Annotated in this window: 13 protein-coding genes; 9 read left to right on the top strand and 4 right to left on the bottom strand. The window is 70.9% G+C overall.

The window, feature by feature from the left end:
* Nucleotides 1-26: 26 nt before the first annotated feature.
* Both ACWD68_RS14315 and ACWD68_RS14320 read right to left on the bottom strand, forming a co-directional pair.
* A complete protein-coding gene (locus ACWD68_RS14315) occupies nt 27-773 on the bottom strand; it encodes an ankyrin repeat domain-containing protein (protein ID WP_451806722.1) in 747 nt (248 codons plus the stop codon).
* Between the two features lie 124 nt (nt 774-897).
* Nucleotides 898-1,791 (bottom strand): hypothetical protein, encoded by an 894-nt coding sequence (locus tag ACWD68_RS14320; protein WP_451806723.1) that lies wholly within the window; start codon nt 1,789-1,791, stop codon nt 898-900.
* A 220-nt stretch (nt 1,792-2,011) separates the two neighbouring features.
* Between ACWD68_RS14320 and ACWD68_RS14325 the strand changes: the two genes are divergently transcribed.
* On the top strand, nt 2,012-2,794 hold the full coding sequence (locus tag ACWD68_RS14325; RefSeq protein WP_451806724.1) for a S1 family peptidase: 783 nt from the start codon (nt 2,012-2,014) through the stop codon (nt 2,792-2,794).
* 259 nt (nt 2,795-3,053) lie between these two features.
* Nucleotides 3,054-3,509 carry a GNAT family N-acetyltransferase gene (locus ACWD68_RS14330; RefSeq protein ID WP_451806725.1) on the top strand — a complete coding sequence of 152 codons (456 nt, stop codon included), beginning with the start codon at nt 3,054-3,056 and terminating at the stop codon, nt 3,507-3,509.
* Between the two features lie 119 nt (nt 3,510-3,628).
* On the opposite strand, the gene ACWD68_RS14335 is transcribed toward ACWD68_RS14330, so the two are convergent.
* The gene (locus ACWD68_RS14335; RefSeq protein WP_451806726.1) at nt 3,629-5,467 is read right to left on the bottom strand and encodes a glycoside hydrolase family 35 protein; all 1,839 of its coding nucleotides are present in this window, start codon (nt 5,465-5,467) and stop codon (nt 3,629-3,631) included.
* A gap of 96 nt (nt 5,468-5,563) precedes the next feature.
* On the opposite strand from ACWD68_RS14335, the gene ACWD68_RS14340 reads away from it, so the two are divergent.
* The 5 genes from ACWD68_RS14340 to ACWD68_RS14360 all read left to right on the top strand — a co-directional run bounded on the left by ACWD68_RS14340 (nt 5,564) and on the right by ACWD68_RS14360 (nt 12,611).
* Nucleotides 5,564-6,448 carry a helix-turn-helix domain-containing protein gene (locus ACWD68_RS14340; RefSeq protein ID WP_451806727.1) on the top strand — a complete coding sequence of 295 codons (885 nt, stop codon included), beginning with the start codon at nt 5,564-5,566 and terminating at the stop codon, nt 6,446-6,448.
* 11 nt (nt 6,449-6,459) lie between these two features.
* Entirely contained in the window at nt 6,460-6,804 is a 345-nt protein-coding gene (locus ACWD68_RS14345) for a chorismate mutase (RefSeq protein WP_451806728.1), read from the top strand.
* Between the two features lie 210 nt (nt 6,805-7,014).
* Complete coding sequence (pepN, locus tag ACWD68_RS14350; RefSeq protein WP_451806729.1) at nt 7,015-9,507, top strand: aminopeptidase N; 2,493 nt, start codon at nt 7,015-7,017, stop codon at nt 9,505-9,507.
* A gap of 300 nt (nt 9,508-9,807) precedes the next feature.
* Entirely contained in the window at nt 9,808-11,169 is a 1,362-nt protein-coding gene (locus tag ACWD68_RS14355) for a pyridoxal phosphate-dependent decarboxylase family protein (protein WP_451806730.1), read from the top strand.
* Entirely contained in the window at nt 11,166-12,611 is a 1,446-nt protein-coding gene (locus ACWD68_RS14360; RefSeq protein WP_451806731.1) for a lysine N(6)-hydroxylase/L-ornithine N(5)-oxygenase family protein, read from the top strand. The genes ACWD68_RS14355 and ACWD68_RS14360 overlap by 4 nt, the downstream gene beginning before the upstream one ends.
* 186 nt (nt 12,612-12,797) lie before the next feature.
* Here ACWD68_RS14360 and ACWD68_RS14365 read toward each other — a convergent pair whose 3' ends face one another.
* Nucleotides 12,798-14,603, bottom strand: a complete 1,806-nt coding sequence (locus ACWD68_RS14365; protein WP_451806732.1) for a bifunctional metallophosphatase/5'-nucleotidase — start codon at nt 14,601-14,603, stop codon at nt 12,798-12,800.
* A 137-nt stretch (nt 14,604-14,740) separates the two neighbouring features.
* Here ACWD68_RS14365 and ACWD68_RS14370 point away from each other — a divergent pair, with 137 nt between their 5' ends.
* Together ACWD68_RS14370 and pyk are read left to right on the top strand one after the other, a co-directional pair.
* Nucleotides 14,741-15,487, top strand: coding sequence for an SIMPL domain-containing protein (locus ACWD68_RS14370; RefSeq protein ID WP_451806733.1), 747 nt, complete (start codon nt 14,741-14,743; stop codon nt 15,485-15,487).
* Nucleotides 15,488-15,729: 242 nt separating this feature from the next.
* The gene (gene pyk, locus ACWD68_RS14375) at nt 15,730-17,166 is read left to right on the top strand and encodes a pyruvate kinase (protein WP_451806734.1); all 1,437 of its coding nucleotides are present in this window, start codon (nt 15,730-15,732) and stop codon (nt 17,164-17,166) included.
* Nucleotides 17,167-17,298: the final 132 nt, after the last annotated feature.

Here is a 17,298-nt window from a genome sequence, read left to right on the forward strand (position 1 = left end):
CCGCCACGTCCGGGTCCGGCGAAGGATCAGCGCCCCGTGCTCCGCAGGGCGCGTTCCAGCAGGGCGGTGATCTCCGCGTGGCCGCTCTGGAGGTCGTCGCCGGCGAAAGGGCGGCCCTCGGCGTCGAGGAGCCGGACCTCGACGGTGATGCCCTCGGGGGACGGATGGCGGTGGGTCTCCGAGGGGTGGCCGGGGCCGTGCGTGCGGGCCAGGCCCGCCGCCAGCTCCGCCTCGATGCCGACGCCGAGCAGGCGGCGGGCCTCCGCCAGCGCCTCGGCCCGCGCGCCCGCCCCGTGCGTCAGCAGGGCCCGGACGCAGCCGGCGGATCCCCGGTGGGCGGCCGTCACCAGCGGGGGCTCGCCCGTCGGTCCGGGCCGGTCGGGATCCGCGCCCGCCCCGAGGAGCGCCTCCGTCACGGCGGTGTGGCCCCGCCGCAGGGCCCAGGTCAGGGCCGTGAATCCGAACGCCTCCACGATGTCCGGGTCGGCGCCGGCCGAGAGCAGGACGCGGACCACCTCCGTGTGCCCGCCGCACGCCGCACCGCACAGGGGGGCGTCGGTGCCCAGGCTGAGGCGGTCGGGCTGTGCGCCGCAGGCCAGCAGCAGCCGTACGACGCCGGGCCGGTCGCTCACCGCCGCCAGGTACAGGGCGCTCTGGCCGTCCTCGTCCACCGCCTCGGCGCTCACCCCGGCGCGCAGCAGCCGTACGACCGCGTCCTCGTCCCCCTCGTACAGGGCGGGGAAGAGTCGTGCGGCGGGGTCGTTCGTGCTCATCCTTCGACCCTCGCTCGCCAAGGACACGCGAGGCAAAGACTTTTGGGGTGTTCTGCCTCACCTCCCGGCCCTCGGGTGTCATCCCTGCCCACAGGACGCCCGCGGGCCGCACACGGCCCGTCCGCTAGGTGTCGCACTCCAGTACCGTCCGGCACAGCGCGCACCGTGCTCGTACCCGGCCGCGCACCGGCACCCTGATGCGCTGGTGGCAGGTCGGGCACGGGAAGGAGACGCGCAGCGGGCCGCGGTCGTCGGGCGCGAAGGCGTAGGGGACGCCGGAGCCGTCGGGGGTGCCGTGGTCCTGGGCGTGGCGGCGGTCCCTGGCATAGCGGCGGCGGCCCGCCCAGCCCGCGGCGGTCAGCGGAGGCTGCTGCTCGTCGCGACGGGCCCGGGCCATGCCCTTGGCGTACGCGGTGTACGCCTGCGGGCTGGTGAACCACACCGAGGGGTCCTCGCCGAAGACCAGGGCGCGTTTGGCGAGGACGTATCCGAACTCCTCGGGTGTCAGATAGCCGAACTTCTGCGAGGACGCGGCGTCCTCGCGGTACGCGTCGAGCAGGAGCCAGCCCGCGCCGAGGTAGGCCGCGGCGGTGTCGGTGAGGATCTCGGTGTCGCGGGTGCCGGGGAACGAGAGGTCGAGGCGGTGCAGATAGACGTGCATCACCTCGTGGGCGAGGGCGGCGCCGATGTCCCTGCGGTGGGTGCGGAAGCGGTCGTTGAGCTCGATGAAGTACTCGGGACCCGCGGCGAGTTCGACGTGGGCCGCGTGGGTCATCTCACGGAAGCCGACGATCATCCGGGCGTCCGGCAGCCGGTAGTGCCGCACCATCTCGCGGGCCACGCGCTGGGCGCCCAGATGCAGGTCGTCGCTGTCGGCGAAGGCCACGTCGGCGGGGGCGAGGCTGGTCGCGAAGGTGTGGATGGTGTCGTACGAGAGCCGTTTGTAGAGCGCGGTGATCGACGCCCGCACCGTGTCCAGATGCGGGTAGCCGTGCTCGACGGGTCCGCCGTTCGCCACGTCCGCACCCCCAGAAGACGCCGGAACTCCTCTCCACTGTAGGCGGGGTTCCTCCCGGCGGCGGGGGGTGCGGGCCCGGGCGGGACGGTGTCTGGCCGGAATACGGCTCTTGCCCGCTCCGGCGGCCGGTCCTCATAATCCCCTCCAGCTTGGCAGGAGCATGCCATGAAGTGTTTCTGTGCGTCTGCCGTGCGGACAACCCCCCACGAAAGGAAGCGCGTTGAAGTCTCTCAAGAAGTACGGCGTCATCAGAAGACTGCTCACCGTCGGCGCCGTCGCCCTCGCCGCCGTGTCCCTCCAGCCGCTGACCGCGCATGCGGCACCCGCTCCCGTCGTCGGCGGCACGCGCGCCGCGCAGGGCGAGTTCCCGTTCATGGTCCGCCTCTCCATGGGCTGCGGCGGAGCCCTCTACACCAAGAGCATCGTCCTGACCGCCGCGCACTGCGTGAACGGCTCCGGCACCAACACCTCCATCACCGCCACCACCGGCGTCGTGGACCTGCAGAGCAGCAGCGCCGTCAAGGTCAAGTCGACGAAGGTGCTCCAGGCACCCGGCTACAACGGCAAGGGCAAGGACTGGGCCCTCATCAAGCTCGCCAGGCCCGTCGAGCAGCCCACCCTGAAGATCGCCACCAGCACCGCCTACAACAACGGCAACTTCACCGTGGCCGGCTGGGGTGCCACCCGCGAGGGCGGCGGACAGCAGCGCTACCTGCTCAAGGCCACCGTCCCGTTCGTCGACGACGCCACCTGCAAGCAGGCGTACGGCAGTGATCTCGTCCCCGGTGACGAGATCTGCGCCGGATTCGTCGCCCAGGGCGGCGTCGACACCTGTCAGGGCGACTCCGGTGGACCCATGTTCCGCAAGGACGACACGGGCGCCTACATCCAGGTCGGGATCGTCAGCTGGGGCCAGGGGTGTGCGGAGCCCGGATACCCCGGCGTGTACAGCGAGGTCTCGACCTTCGCGGCCGACATAGCCAGGGCCGCCGCCGGGCTCTGACACCGCCGGACGTTCCGCCTGCACCAGCACCACCAGCACCACCAGCACCACCACCAGCGCCACTAGCACCAGCAGTACGCGCGGCGCCCGTGATCCCGGTCGCGGGCGACCGCCGCGCGGTGTCGCCCCCGGGAGGGCGCGGGCACCCGCGGGGGAGCGGGTGGGCCGCGTACCGGGGAGCGTGCACCGCGCACGGGGAGAGCGGCCGGGCGGGAAAATGCGTTCGGCACCCGGCCGCGGCGTTGGCATACTCGCCGCCATGACCAGCCGACACCACCAGCCCGTTCCCGCGTCGTTGCAGATCGGCGCCAAGGACGCCGCCCTGCAACAGCGCCTCGACGACGAACTCACCGCCTTCAACGCGACGGCGACCGGCGCCGGTGAACCCGAGCCGCTCTCGGTCCGGGTGACCGACGCCGACGGAGAACTCGTCGGCGGACTCACCGCCTGGGTGTGGGGCAGCTGCTGCGCCGTCGACATGCTGTGGGTACGGGCCGACCAGCGGCACGCGGGCTGGGGCGGCAAACTGCTCCGGGCGGCCGAGGAGGAGAGCGTCCGGCGCGGCTGCGCCGAGATGATCGTCTCCTCGTTCACCTTCCAGGCACCCGACTTCTACCGCGGGCACGGCTACCGGGAGACCGGCCGCACGGACGGCATCCCGGGCGGACATCAGGACGTGCACTTCCACAAGACGCTCACCGGTGGACAGCCGTAGGGGGCGTTCACGGCCACCGGACGCGCGGCGGACGCCCGGTGAATGCCCCCTGCAGGCCGGCGGAGACCCACCGGACGCCCGCCACCCCCCGGCCGAACCGGCCGCGCTGCACCACGAGTTCACCCGCGCGTCCGCACCGTCCGCGGCGCGGACGAGGCCGGGTCCGGCCTGCGCAGGACCGGCGGCGACAGCACCGCCGGCCCCTCACCCCGCTCACCCGACACGTTCGCGGCGTCCGGGACCGCCCGGCCGGCCTTCTCGAACTCCAGCACCCACACGTCGTTGACGCCCTCACGCAGGACCGGGCCGGGTACGTACAGCGAACGCTGGGGCCCCACGGACCAGTAGCGGCCCAGACCGAACCCGTTGATCCACACGAACCCCCGCGTCCAGCCCGGGAGTTCGAGGAAGGCGTCCCCGGCGCCGCAGACCTCGACCGTGCCGCGGTACAGCCCGGGGGAGCCGTCCCCGGGCAGCTCCCCGAACGGCACCCGCCCGACGTCCCCGTCCAGCGCGTCCAGCCGCAGCCCCCGCGCCCGCACCCCGTGCAGATACTGCCGCTCGTGCAGCACACCCCCGGTGATGCCCTTCGGCTCGCCCGAACGCGGACCGTAGTTGACCCGCCCGAGCGACTCCACCCACAGCTCCACCCGCGCGTGCCCCGCGACCGGCTCCCCGAGCCGAGGCTCGTCCTCCGTGAGCACCCCCGCCCGCACCCCGTCCACGTACACGACCGCCAGATCCCGCAGCCCCCGTACGGACAGCGGGTACGGCTGCCGGGGGCCCGGCACGGTCACCTCGCACTTGACCAGCCCCCGGTCCACACCGAGTTCCTCGAACGTCGGAGGCACGGCGTACTCCGCCGCGACACCCCCCACCGCCTCCAGCACGGCGTCCGCGGAGGCCCACCCGCGCAGACCGACCGGCGCGGTGACGCCCAGCCGGGCGGGCGCCGACGGCGGATCGGGCAGGGGGCCGTCCGCGTACGCGGCGAGAACCTCCCGGAAACGCCAGAACTTCTCGGTGGGGCGCCCGAGTTCGTCGATCGGCGCGTCGTAGTCGTAGGACGTGACGTCCGGCTCCAGCGGACCGTCGTGCAGCGCGCCACCACCCCGGTTGGCGCCCGCCCAGCCCGCGAAACTGGTCCCGCCGTGCGCCATGTACAGATTGACCGACGCCCCGCACTCCAGGATCTCCCGCAACTCCCGTGCCGCGTCCGCCGGATCACGTACGACATGACCGGCGCCCCAGTGGCCGAACCAGCCGCACCAGAACTCCATGCACATCAGCGGCCCGGCGGGCCGATGCCGCCGCAGCACCGCGAACGCCTCGCGCGCACCCGAACCGAAGTTGGCCGTCGCCAGGACGCCGGGCACCGAGCCGCCCGTCAGCATGTGATCCTCGGGACCGTCCGACGTGAACAGCGGAACGCGCACCCCCTCGGCGCGCAACAGCTCCGCCAGCCACCCCAGGTACACCGCGTCCGAACCGTAACTGCCGTACTCGTTCTCCACCTGCACCATCAGCACCGGACCGCCGCGGTCGATCTGCCGCGACACGATCTCCGGCAGCAGCACCCGGAACCAGCGCTCCACCTGCCCCAGATACTCCGCGTCCCGGGTCCGCGGCCGCCCCGTCAGCCAGTACGGCAGCCCGCCGTTGTCCCACTCCGCGCAGATGTACGGACCCGGCCGCACGATCGCCCACAGCCCCGCCGCGCGCGCCGCGTCCAGGAAACGGCCCAGCACGGCCACATCCCGCACCTCGCCCGGACGCGGCTCATGGAGATTCCACGGAACGTACGTCTCCACACAGTTCAGCCCCAGCGCCCGCAGCATCCCCAGCCGGTGCGCCCACTGCTCCTCATGCACCCGGAAGTAGTGCAGCGCGCCGGACAGCAGCCGCACCGGGCGCCCGTCCAGCAGAAAATCGGTGTCCCCCACCGCGAACTCGCTCATGGCCACACCATCACCCCTGGCGGCGGGCGCGTCCATGGACAAAGATCGTCGCTGATTGGACGGAACGAAGAGACCGACCGGGCGGGACGAACACGGATGTACCAGACCTGGACGCGCTACCTCACCCCCGGCCCCGTCCACCTCCGCCTCGGCCTCGCCTGTCTCGGCGTCGGCCTCCAGCACGGCGAACTGCCCGCCGTCGGCCCCCGCACCCTCGACCACCACGTCGCCGTCCTGATCAGCGAGGGCAGCGGCTGGTACCGCACCCCCGACGGACGACACCACCCGGTCACCGCACCCGCCCTGATCTGGCTCACCCCCGGAACCCCCCACCACTACGGGCCCGACCCCGCCTGGGACGAGTGCTTCGTCGACTTCACCGGTCCCGCCACCGCGACGTACACCGAACTCGGCTACATCGAACCCGGCCGGCCCGTCGTGCCCCTCTCCGACGCGGCCGGCGCCCGAACCGTCGTCGCCCGCATCGCCCGCGCCGCCCGCCGCGGCAACCCCCTCCTCGAGGTCGAGACCGGCGCCGCCGTCCACGAACTCCTCGTCGCCCTGCGCCGCGCACGCGCCGACCTCGCCCCCGACGGCGACGAGGTCCTCCAGGCCCTCGCCCGCGACGCGTTCAAGCCGATGTCCGTCGCCGACCACGCGACCCGGCACGGCATGACCCCCGCCGCACTGCGCACCGCCGTCCGCCGCGGCGTCGGACGCAGCCCCAAGGACTACCTCCTCGGCATCCGCCTCGGCCACGCCAAGGAACTCCTCGCCGCCACCGAACTCCCCGTCGCCGCCGTCGCCCGCCGCGTCGGCTACGACGACCCCGCCTACTTCTCCCGACTCTTCACCCGCCGCGTCGGCACACCCCCCGTCCGCTTCCGCGAACAACAGCGCCGCACCGCCCCCGGCGACGGGAGCGACCACGTCCCGGACCCCGACGATCCGGCCATGATCGAACCCCCACGGGCCACGTAGGGTTGACTGTCATGACCACCAGCAAGCCCCAGGAAGTCGATCCCGCCGTCAGCACGGAACTCGCCCGGCTGCGCGACAGCATCGACAACATCGACGCCGCCGTCGTGCACATGCTCGCCGAACGCTTCAAATGCACCCAGCAGGTCGGCCACCTCAAAGCGGCCCACCAGCTGCCGCCCGCCGACCCCTCCCGCGAGGCCCACCAGATCGCCCGGCTGCGCCGCCTCGCCGAGAGCGCCAAGCTCGATCCGGCCTTCGCCGAGAAACTGCTCACTTTCATCATCGCCGAGGTCATCAGGCACCACGAGCGCATCGCCGACGACGCGGGCGGCGACACGGCCGAAGCGGGGGAGTGACACCGGCGGGCCGCAGCAGGCATCCTGCGCACCGCACTCCCGCACAGATCCCGCCGGAGACACCGCGCCCCTGGACGCCGCCGAGCAGGGGACGGCGACCACGTGGAACAGAGCCGCACGCCGTGACCGCAGCCCGTGACCGGGCCGCGACAAAGCGTATATACCGGACCACCTCTGTGTCCCGTCCGCCGCATCGGGCAGCATGTGCTCATGTCCGTACTGACGCGCGACGAAGCGCAGACCCGTGCCAAGCTCCTCGATGTCCACCACTACGGGATCGAACTCGACGTGACAGGAGGGGACGAGACCTTCGACTCCCTCACCGTCATCCGGTTCACCGCCCGCGCCGACGCGGACACCTTCGTCGAGCTGAAGCCCGCCGAACTGCGCTCCGTCACCCTCGACGGCCGGCCCCTCGACCCCGAGACCCTCGACGAGAACCGGCTGCCCCTCAAGGGCCTCACCGCCGGCGAGCACGAACTGCGCGTCGACGCCACCATGCGCTACTCCCGCACCGGGGAGGGCATGCACCGCTTCACCGACCCCACCGACGGCGAGACCTACCTCTACACCCAGCTCTTCATGGAAGACGTCCAGCGCGTCTTCGCCGCCTTCGACCAGCCCGACCTCAAGTCCGTCTTCGAGCTGTCCGTCACCGCACCCGAAGGCTGGACCGTCCTCGCCAACGGCGTCACCGAACACCTCGGACACGGCCACTGGAAGGCCGCGCCCACCCCCCTCGTCTCCACCTACCTCGTCGCCGTCGCCGCCGGCCCCTGGCACTCCGTACGCACCGAGCACCGCGGCCTCCCCTTCGGCCTCCACTGCCGCCGCTCCCTCGCCCCGTACCTCGACGCCGACGCAGACGAGATCCTCGACATCACCCGCGCCTGCTACGACCGCTACCACGAGAAGTTCGACGAGCCCTACCCCTTCGACTCCTACGACCAGGCGTTCGTCCCCGAATTCAACGCCGGCGCCATGGAGAACCCCGGACTCGTCACCTTCCGCGACGAGTTCATCTACCGCTCCGCCGTCACCGACACCGAACGCCAGACCCGCGCCATGGTCATCGCCCACGAGATGGCCCACATGTGGTTCGGTGACCTCGTCACCCTGCGCTGGTGGGACGACATCTGGCTCAACGAGTCCTTCGCCGAGTACATGGGCTACCAGACCCTCACCGAAGCCACCCGCTTCACCGACACCTGGGTCGACTTCGGCGTCGCCCGCAAGTCCTGGGGCTACGACGCCGACCAGCGCCCCTCCACCCACCCCGTCGCCCCCGACCCCGACTCGGTCCCCGACACCGCGTCCGCCATGCTCAACTTCGACGGCATCTCCTACGCCAAGGGCGCCTCCGCACTGCGCCAACTCGTCGCCTGGCTCGGGGAGAAGGACTTCCTCGCCGGCATCAACACCCACTTCGCCCGCCACAAGTTCGGCAACGCCACCCTCGCCGACTTCATCGACAACCTCGCCTCCGCCACCGAACGCGACGTACACGCCTGGGCCGACGCCTGGCTGCGCACCACCGGCGTCGACACCCTCAGGCCCGCGATCGCCGAAGCCGACGGCCAATGGCAGCTCACCGTCGACCGCCAGGGCAGCCGCCCCCACCGCATCGCCGCCGGCGCCTACGACACCGTCCCCGGCGAGAGCGACCGCCTGGTCCTGCGCGACCGCTTCGAACTCGACGTCCCCCGGAGCGACCCCGCGGACCCCCGCCCCGGCCGCCGCCCCGACCTGCTCCTCCTCAACGACGGCGACCTCTCCTACGCCAAGGTCCGCTTCGACGACAAGTCCTTCCAGACCGTACGAGCCGCCCTCTCCGGCCTCCCCGACCCGCTCACCCGGGCCGTCGTCTGGAACGCCCTGCGCGACGCCGTGCGCGACGGCGAACTGCCCGCCATGGCCTACATCGAAGCCGCCCGCGCCCACCTGCCGCACGAGACCGACCTCGCCCTCGTCCAAGGCGTCCTGTCCTTCGCGACCCTCCACGTCGCGGACCGGTTCCTGCGCCCCGAGGAACGCCCCACCGCCCTCGCCACCCTCACCACCCTGTGCCGCGACCTCATCCGCCGCACCGAGGACGGCTCCCACCCCGGCCTGCGCCTCACCGCCGTACGCCACTTCATCGACGCCGCCGCCCACCCCGACACCATCAGCGCCTGGTTCTCCGAGGGCACCGTCCCCGGCGGCCCGGAGCTCGACCCCGAGCTGCGCTGGCGCATCCTCGGCCGGCTCTCCGTCCTCGGCGCCGTCGACGACGCCGTGATCGACGCCGAACTCGTCCAGGACCCCAGCGCCACCGGCCAGGAAGGCGCGGCCCGCTGCCGCGCCGCACTGCCCGACCCGGAAGCCAAGCGCGCCGCCTGGGACGCGATGTTCGCCACCGACGACCTCTCCAACTACCTGTTCACCGCCACCGCCCAGGGCTTCTGGCAGCCCGAACAGACCGACCTCGTCCGCGAGTACGTCGAGCGCTACTGGCCCGACGCCGTCGCCGTCGCCGGGCGGCGCGGCCCCGCCATCGCCGAAGCCGCCGGCCGCTGGGCCTTCCCCTCCCACGCCGTCGCCCCCGAGACCCTCGCCCTCGGCGAGGCCTGCCTCGGCGACGCCGACCCCATCCCGGCCCTGCGCCGCAAGCTCACCGACCAACTCGACGACCTCGCACGGGCCTTGCGGGTGAGGGAGGCCTAGCCCCCGGGGCTCCCGCCCCTGCCCGACCCCCGCTGCTCACTGCCCACTTCCCGAACCCCGCTCCCCGAACGCCGGAGAGGCTGATCACCAGCCTCTCCGGCGTTCGCGTACACGGCCGTTCAGACTCGACCACCCCGAACGACTCCCGCGACAGGGCCCGGTACACCCGCCCGCCCCCACATTTCCTCCGTACGGCAGTACCCCCACAGGGGGCCGAATCGTTGTCCTTGGCGGGCACACCTGCCCAAAACGCGTACACGCTGGAGACGTACCCCGCCGCGCGTCCACCGGAGGACACCCATGAGCACGCCGCCCCTCGCCTCAGGCCCCCAAGGCCCCGACGCACTGCGGCCCCTGCTCGACACCGTCCTCGACGCGCTCACCCAAGGCACCGCCGCGCGCGGAGGACCCCTCCCCGCCGGAGGCCCCGAAGAGGTCGCCCGGCGCCTGCGCGACGCCGCCGGCGACCTCCTGCCCCAGCACGGCAGCGACGACGCCCTGCACACCCTCGTACGTGCCCTCGCCGAAGGCGCCGCCGACCCGGCCGACCCCCTGTGCGCCGCCCACCTGCACTGCCCACCCCTCGCCGTCGCCACCGCCGCCGACCTCGCCGCCTCCGTCCTCAACCCCTCCCTCGACTCCTGGGACCAGGCCCCCGCCGCCTCCGAACTCGAAGCACTCCTCACCCGCACCCTCGCCCACGAGGTCTACGGCACCGAGAGCGACGCCCTCGTCACCACCGGCGGCACCGAGTCCAACCAACTCGCCCTCCTCCTCGCCCGCGAGAAACACGGCAGCGTCCAACTCGTCCACGGGGCCAACGCCCACCACTCCCTCCACCGCGCCGCCTGGATCCTCGGCCTCCCCGAACCCGTCGTCGTCCCCGCACCCGCCGGCACCCTCGACCCCGCCGCCCTCGACAGCGCCCTCACCGACCTGCACGGCCCCCTCCTCGTCGCCGCCACCGCCGGCACCACCGACGCCGGACTCATCGACCAACTGCCCGACATCGCCGACCTCTGCGCCACCCACGGCGCCCGCCTCCACATCGACGCCGCCTACGGCGGAGGCCTCCTCTTCAGCGACCGGCACCGCACCCGACTCGACGGACTCGCCCGCGCCGACACCGTCACCCTCGACCTGCACAAACTCGGCTGGCAGCCCGTCGCCGCCGGACTCCTCGCCGTCCGCGACCCCGCCGACCTCACCGCCCTCGGACACCGAGCCGACTACCTCAACGCCGACGACGACACCGAAGCCGGCCTGCCCGACCTGCTCGGCCGCTCCCTGCGCACCACCCGACGCCCCGACATCCTCAAGATCGCCGTCACCCTCAAAACCCTCGGACGACACGGCATCGGCGCCCTCGTCGACCAGGTCTGCGCCCACGCCCACGAACTCGCCGACCTCACCGCCGCCCACCCCGGCTTCGAGCTCTACGACCGGCCGGTCATCAGCACCGTCCTGTTCCGGCCCACCGACGCCACCGACGACACCGTCGCCGCCGTACGCCGCACCCTCCTCAACGAAGGCCGCGCCGTCCTCGGCCGCGCCACCGTCGACGGCCGCCGCTGGCTCAAGGCCACCCTCCTCAACCCCCACACCCGGCCGGGCGACCTGGCCACGCTCCTGAAACTGGTGGAAGGACACACCCCCCGATGAGCCCGACGCCCCACCCCCAGCGCCCCGCCGCCGAAACACCCCGCGACCTGGTGGGCATCGGCATCGGCCCCTTCAACCTCTCCCTCGCCGCCCTCGCCCAGCCCCTCACCGAACTCGACACCGTCTTCTACGAACAACGCCCCGGCTTCGACTGGCACCCCGGCCTCCTCATCGACGGCGCCACCCTCCAAGTCCCCTTCCTCGCCGACCTGGTGACCCTCGCCGACCCCAAGAGCCCCTGGTCCTTCCTCAACTACCTCAAGGCCCACGACCGCCTCTTCCCGTTCTACTTCGCCGAGCGCTTCCACATCCAGCGCACCGAATACGACGCCTACTGCAGCTGGGTCGCCGACAACCTCCCCGGACTCCGCTTCGGACACCAGGCCGACGCCGTCCGCTGGAACCCCGAACACCAGCTCTTCGAAGTCGACTTCACCGAGCTCGACGCCGACGGTGAAGCCCAGGCCCTCGGCCGCACCTACACCCGCAACATCGTCCTCGGCGTCGGCACCGCCCCCCACATCCCCGAACCGCTCAAACCACTCGTCGAAGCCCCCGGCGTGCCCGTCATCCACGCCGCCGACTACCTCCGGCACCGCGAGCAGTTCCTCACCGCCGAACACATCACCGTCATCGGCGCGGGCCAATCAGGCGCCGAAGTCTTCCTCGACCTCCTGCGCAACCGCCCCACCGGACGCGAGAACATCCACTGGCTCGCCCGCACCGAAGCGTTCGCACCGATGGAGTACTCCAAACTCGGCCTCGAACACTTCACCCCCGACTACACCCGCTACTTCCACGCCCTCACCGAACCCGTCCGCGACCGGCTCGTCGCCGCCCAATGGCAACTCCACAAGGGCATCGACGCCGACACCATCGCCGCCATCCACGACGAGCTCTACCGCCGCACCCTGCACGGGGGCTGGCCCGACGCCGTCCTCACCCCCGCCGTCACCGTCCGCACCGCCGGACGCGTCGCCACCACCAAAGTCGAACTCCACCTCGAACACGTCCAACAGGGCACCCGCACCCGCCTCACCACCGACGCCGTCGTCCTCGCCACCGGCTACCGCGAACGCCCCATCGCCCCCCTCCTCACCGGACTCGACCCCTACCTGCGCCGCGACAAGGCCCAACGCCCCTGCATCGACGACCAGTTCCGCCTCATCCTCGACCCCTCCGTCACGGGCCGCGTCTACGTCCAGAACGCCGAACTCCACACCCACGGCGTCGGCGCCCCCGACCTCGGCCTCGCCGCCTGGCGCAGCGCCACCATCCTCAACTCCCTCACCGGCAAAGACCCCTACCCACTCCCCGGCCGAACGGCCTTCACCACCTTCGGCCTGGAAGAGACCCCCCGCATCCCGTCCGCCCGCCAGGCCCAGGAGACCCGGACACTCACCCCCCTCGTTCCCCTCATCCCCCTGGTCGACGGAAGATGAGGAAGCAGCGGGACGCCAGGACGGGCCCGCAGGCCTGAACCCCGGCGAGGCGGAAATGCCACGCCCCGCCGCCCCAACCGCCCCGCCGCCCCAACCGCCCCGCCGCCCCAACCGCCCCGCAGGCACGAACGCCGACGGCGCCGACGCGAGAATCCGCGCCGACGCCGTCACCCAACCCCGCCTGCCCTAGAACACGGGCGTACCGTCACGCGTCAGCTTCCAGTCCACCGACGCGAACTCCTTCGGATCCAGCGAACCCTTCGCCGTCACCCACTCCGCGATCCGCGTCCGGATCTCCGTCGACTCCGACCACACCTCGGTCGCCGAAGCCACATGCGGGAACGCACCGCCACCATTGGCGCGGTAGTTGTTCACCGCGAACACGAACTGCTGCGCATCGGCCAGCGCCGCACCGTTGTACGTCAGGTTCTTGATCCGCGAACCCTCCGCCTGCGCGATGTCGATGTCGTATCGCAGCCCCGACACATAGTCGTAGTTGTAGTCCGGACGGTTGTTCGCGTTCGTCAGCTTCTCCGTGTCGATCACCGCACCCGCGGCCGTCTGCACGAAGTAGTTCGCCGAGTACTCCAGGTACGCCCGCACCTGCGCACCCGTCAGCACCTTCGCCACCAGCGTGTTGTCGTACACATACAGACTCGACAGATCCCGGATCGTCACATTCCCCGCCGGAATCTCCGACGTCCGCGAGAACGGCGACGCCTGCGCGATCACCGGCAGCGACGCGTACTGCGTCCCCACCAGCGCCGCCCTGACCACGTCCTCCTGCACCTTGGTGATCAGATCGATGATCGGAGCGTCCTTGTAACGCGCCTCCACCGTCGTCAACGTGTCCGTCGCCGTACCGACCACCTGATTGACGTACGCCACCACCACGTCGTGCTCGTCCTTCAGCAGCCGCGTGATCTTCGGGTCGTCCGCCACCGAGTTCGTGTTGCGCACCGACGCGGCCACCGACTCGACCGTCCAGCGCCCCTTCTCGAAGACCAGCTCGAAGTCGAACACCGACAACCGCTCCGCGTACGCCAGCGGCTCCGACAGCACGACCGTCTTCCCCGACGCCGTGTTCGTGACCTTCAGCTCCGGGATCTCCAGATGCGCGTGACCCACCAGGATCGCGTCGATCCCCGGCACCTGCTGAGCCACCAGCGCCGCCGAGTTCTCCACATACGGCAACTGGTCACCGTACGACGACGTCCCCGACGAGCCGGAATGCGCCGACACGACCACCACGTCCGCACCCATCGACCGCAGCTTCGGCACCCACTTCGCCGCCTGCTCCTCCAGCCCCGGGAACGTCAACCTGCCCTGCACATACGCCTTGTCCCAGATCGCGATACCCGGGTTCGTCAGACCCAGCACCGCCACCTTCACCGGCGGCGCACCATGGACATGGAACTTCTTGATGAAGTACGGGGGGAACGCCGGCTTCAGCGTCTTCGCGTCCAGCGCGTTCGCACCCAACAGCGGGAAGTGGCACTGCGACTCGAACTTCCGCAGCGTCTCGATGCCGTAGTTGAACTCGTGGTTGCCGAGCGCCACCGCGTCATACCCGATCGCGTTCATCGCCTGCGCCATCGGGTGCACCGGACCACCCTTGGCGGTGATCGGATCCACCTTCGCGTAGTAGTACGTCAGCGGCGTGCCCTGGATCGTGTCACCGGCGTCGAGCAGCAGCGTGTTGCAACGGCCCTTCTCCTCACGGATCTTGTTCACCAGCGTCGAGATCCGCGCCAGACCCTGCGCGTTGCCCGCCTTGTCCGAGTACTCCGCGTCCTTGAAGTAGTCCCAGTTGAAGACGTGACCGTGCAGATCGGTCGTGCCCATCACCGTCAGCGCATACCGCTTCACCGGCTTGGAACCCTTCTTCGCCTCAGCGGCCTGCGCCGCCGGAGCCGCGGCCGCACCCGCGAGCGCCACCCCCGCACCCGTCACGGCTGACTTCTTCAGGAACTTGCGGCGGTTCAACGGCATGTCTGGAACTCCTCGGGAAAGGTCAACGACGCGCGTAGATTCTGACCCAACACCGGCCCCCGCAACAGGCCCAGGAGGTTTCCATCTGATGACCTGACGGCACCACACACCCCCCGCCCGGTGACAGAGTGGGACGTATGACCCCCGACACGGCCCCCGACGCCGCTCCCGCCGGCCAAGAAACCCCACCCGCCGTCCCCTACGGCACCCCCGACACCCCCCGCATCGCCGTCCGCGGCGAAGCCCACCTCGAAGTCGACCCCGAGATCGCCCGCATCGGCATCTCCGTCAGCGCCCGCGGCAAAGACCGCCGCGAAGCCCTCGCCGACCTCACCCGCCGCAACGCCCTTGCCCTCGACCTCGTCAAAAGCTACGGCGACGCCGTCGAACGCCTCGAAACCGGCGCCCTCACCATCAGCCCCGAACTCGGCCGCCACGGCCGCGGAGAACGCGTCCGCACCTATCACGGACACGTCCACATCACCGCCGAACTCACCGACTTCACCGCACTCGGCGAACTCACCACCGCCCTCGCCGACCTCGACCTCACCCAGGTCGACGGTCCCTGGTGGGCCCTGCGCCCCGACTCGCCCGCCCACCGCACAGCACGCCAACAAGCCGTCCGCGAAGCCGTCCAACGTGCCCGCGAATACGCCGAGGCCCTCGACACCACCCTCACCGCCCTCGTCGAACTCGCCGACATCGGCGCCGAGGACACCCACCCCTACGCCCTCGCCGCCCAGTCCACCCGCTCCGCGCGCAAGTCCGCCTTCGGCGGCGGCCCCATCGAGGACGAACCCGCCCCCCTCGACCTCGAACCCCAACGCCAACACGTCCACGCCCAGGTCAACGCCCGCTTCACCATGGCCCCACCCCGGCTCTAGCCACCCAGCAGACACTACGGAAAGTCACCAGTCGGCTCTGCCACGCACCCACCCCACCGCCCGACGGATACTGGACACAGGCCGGGCGGAACAGTACGCCCCAGCGCGCCGGGGGCCATCCTCTGCTCATCGGAGCACCCCCGCGCACAATTCAACACTTGTCAATAACCCTTCACGCAAAGGTTGTTGAGTAGTCATGCGCGACCAATTCTCTACCGACCGGTAAGGCCTAGGCTCGAACCATGCGCCGAGCAAAGATCGTCTGTACATTGGGCCCCGCCACCGACTCGTACGACCAGATCAAAGCCCTGGTCGAAGCCGGAATGGACGTAGCCCGCTTCAACCTCAGCCACGGCACCCACGCCGACCACGAGGAGCGCTACCGGCACGTCCGAAAGGCCTCCGACGAGACCGGCCGCAGCGTCGGCATCCTCGCCGACCTTCAAGGCCCGAAGATCCGACTCGGCCGCTTCACCGAAGGCCCCGTACTCCTTGAACGCGGAGACACCTTCACCATCACCGTCGAAGAAGGCGCCGAAGGCGACCGCCAGACCTGCGGAACCACCTACGACGGACTCGCAAAGGACGTCACACCCGGTGAGCGCATCCTCGTCGACGACGGCAAAGTCTGCCTCGAAGTCACCTCCGTCGACGGCCCCCGCGTCCACACCACCGTCATCGAAGGCGGCATGGTCTCCGACCACAAAGGCCTCAACCTCCCCGGCGTCGCCGTCTCCGTCCCCGCCCTCTCCGACAAGGACGAGGAAGACCTCCGCTGGGCCCTGCGCTCCGGCTTCGACGTCATCGCCCTGTCCTTCGTCAGAAGCGGCAAGGACATCGACGGAGTCCACCGCATCATGGACGAAGAAGGCCGCCGCCTCCCCGTCATCGCCAAAGTCGAAAAACCCCAGGCCGTCGACAACATCGACGACATCGTCGCCGCTTTCGACGGCATCATGGTCGCCCGCGGCGACCTCGGCGTCGAAATGCCCCTCGAACAAGTCCCCATCGTCCAGAAGCGCGCCATCAAACTCGCCAAACGCAACGCCAAGCCGGTCATCGTCGCCACCCAGATGCTCGACTCGATGATCGACAACTCCCGCCCCACCCGCGCCGAAGCCTCCGACGTCGCCAACGCCGTCATCGACGGCACCGACGCCGTCATGCTCTCCGGCGAGACCAGCGTCGGCAAATACCCCATCGAGACGGTCAAGACGATGGCCCGCATCGTGGAAGCGGCCGAGGAGGACATCCTCGCCAAGGGACTGCCCCCACTGACCGACCGCAACAAACCCCGCACCCAAGGCGGCGCCGTCGCCCGCGCCGCAGCCGAAATGGGCGACTTCCTCGGCGCCAAGTTCCTCGTCGCCTTCACCCAGTCCGGCGACACCGTCCGCCGCCTCTCCCGCTACCGCTCCCCGATCCCCCTCCTCGCCTTCACCCCCACCCCAGCCACCCGCTCCCAACTCAACCTCACCTGGGGCGTCGAGACCTTCCTCGGCCCCCACGTCGACTCCACCGACGCCATGGTCGACCAGGTCGACGAACTCCTCCTGAAGTACGGCCGCTGCGCCAAGGGCGACATCGTCGTGATCACCGCGGGCTCCCCGCCCGGAGTCTCCGGCTCCACCAACCTCGTCCGCGTGCACCACATCGGTGAGGACGACGCCCCCAAGTAGGGGGACACTCCCGACGGGCCTCTCGTGAGCCGGCCGAGGGAGTGTCATGAATCAGGTGTTGACCTCCTCGAAGGAGTGAGCCTGATGAGTACGACGACTGATCACCTGATCGGGGCCGTGGACAGCGTGTCG

It is taken from the genome of Streptomyces sp. NPDC005141 (genome assembly GCF_053599975.1).

Excerpts from the sequence above, each read along its gene's own strand:
- ACWD68_RS14315 (WP_451806722.1), bottom strand. The coding sequence starts at position 773 with ATGAGCACGAACGACCCCGCCGCACGACTCTTCCCCGCCCTGTACGAG.
- ACWD68_RS14330 (WP_451806725.1), top strand. The coding sequence starts at position 3,054 with ATGACCAGCCGACACCACCAGCCCGTTCCCGCGTCGTTGCAGATCGGC.
- ACWD68_RS14335 (WP_451806726.1), bottom strand. The coding sequence starts at position 5,467 with ATGAGCGAGTTCGCGGTGGGGGACACCGATTTTCTGCTGGACGGGCGC.
- ACWD68_RS14340 (WP_451806727.1), top strand. The coding sequence starts at position 5,564 with ATGTACCAGACCTGGACGCGCTACCTCACCCCCGGCCCCGTCCACCTC.
- ACWD68_RS14345 (WP_451806728.1), top strand. The coding sequence starts at position 6,460 with ATGACCACCAGCAAGCCCCAGGAAGTCGATCCCGCCGTCAGCACGGAA.
- pepN (WP_451806729.1), top strand. The coding sequence starts at position 7,015 with ATGTCCGTACTGACGCGCGACGAAGCGCAGACCCGTGCCAAGCTCCTC.
- ACWD68_RS14355 (WP_451806730.1), top strand. The coding sequence starts at position 9,808 with ATGAGCACGCCGCCCCTCGCCTCAGGCCCCCAAGGCCCCGACGCACTG.
- ACWD68_RS14360 (WP_451806731.1), top strand. The coding sequence starts at position 11,166 with ATGAGCCCGACGCCCCACCCCCAGCGCCCCGCCGCCGAAACACCCCGC.
- ACWD68_RS14365 (WP_451806732.1), bottom strand. The coding sequence starts at position 14,603 with ATGCCGTTGAACCGCCGCAAGTTCCTGAAGAAGTCAGCCGTGACGGGT.
- ACWD68_RS14370 (WP_451806733.1), top strand. The coding sequence starts at position 14,741 with ATGACCCCCGACACGGCCCCCGACGCCGCTCCCGCCGGCCAAGAAACC.
- pyk (WP_451806734.1), top strand. The coding sequence starts at position 15,730 with ATGCGCCGAGCAAAGATCGTCTGTACATTGGGCCCCGCCACCGACTCG.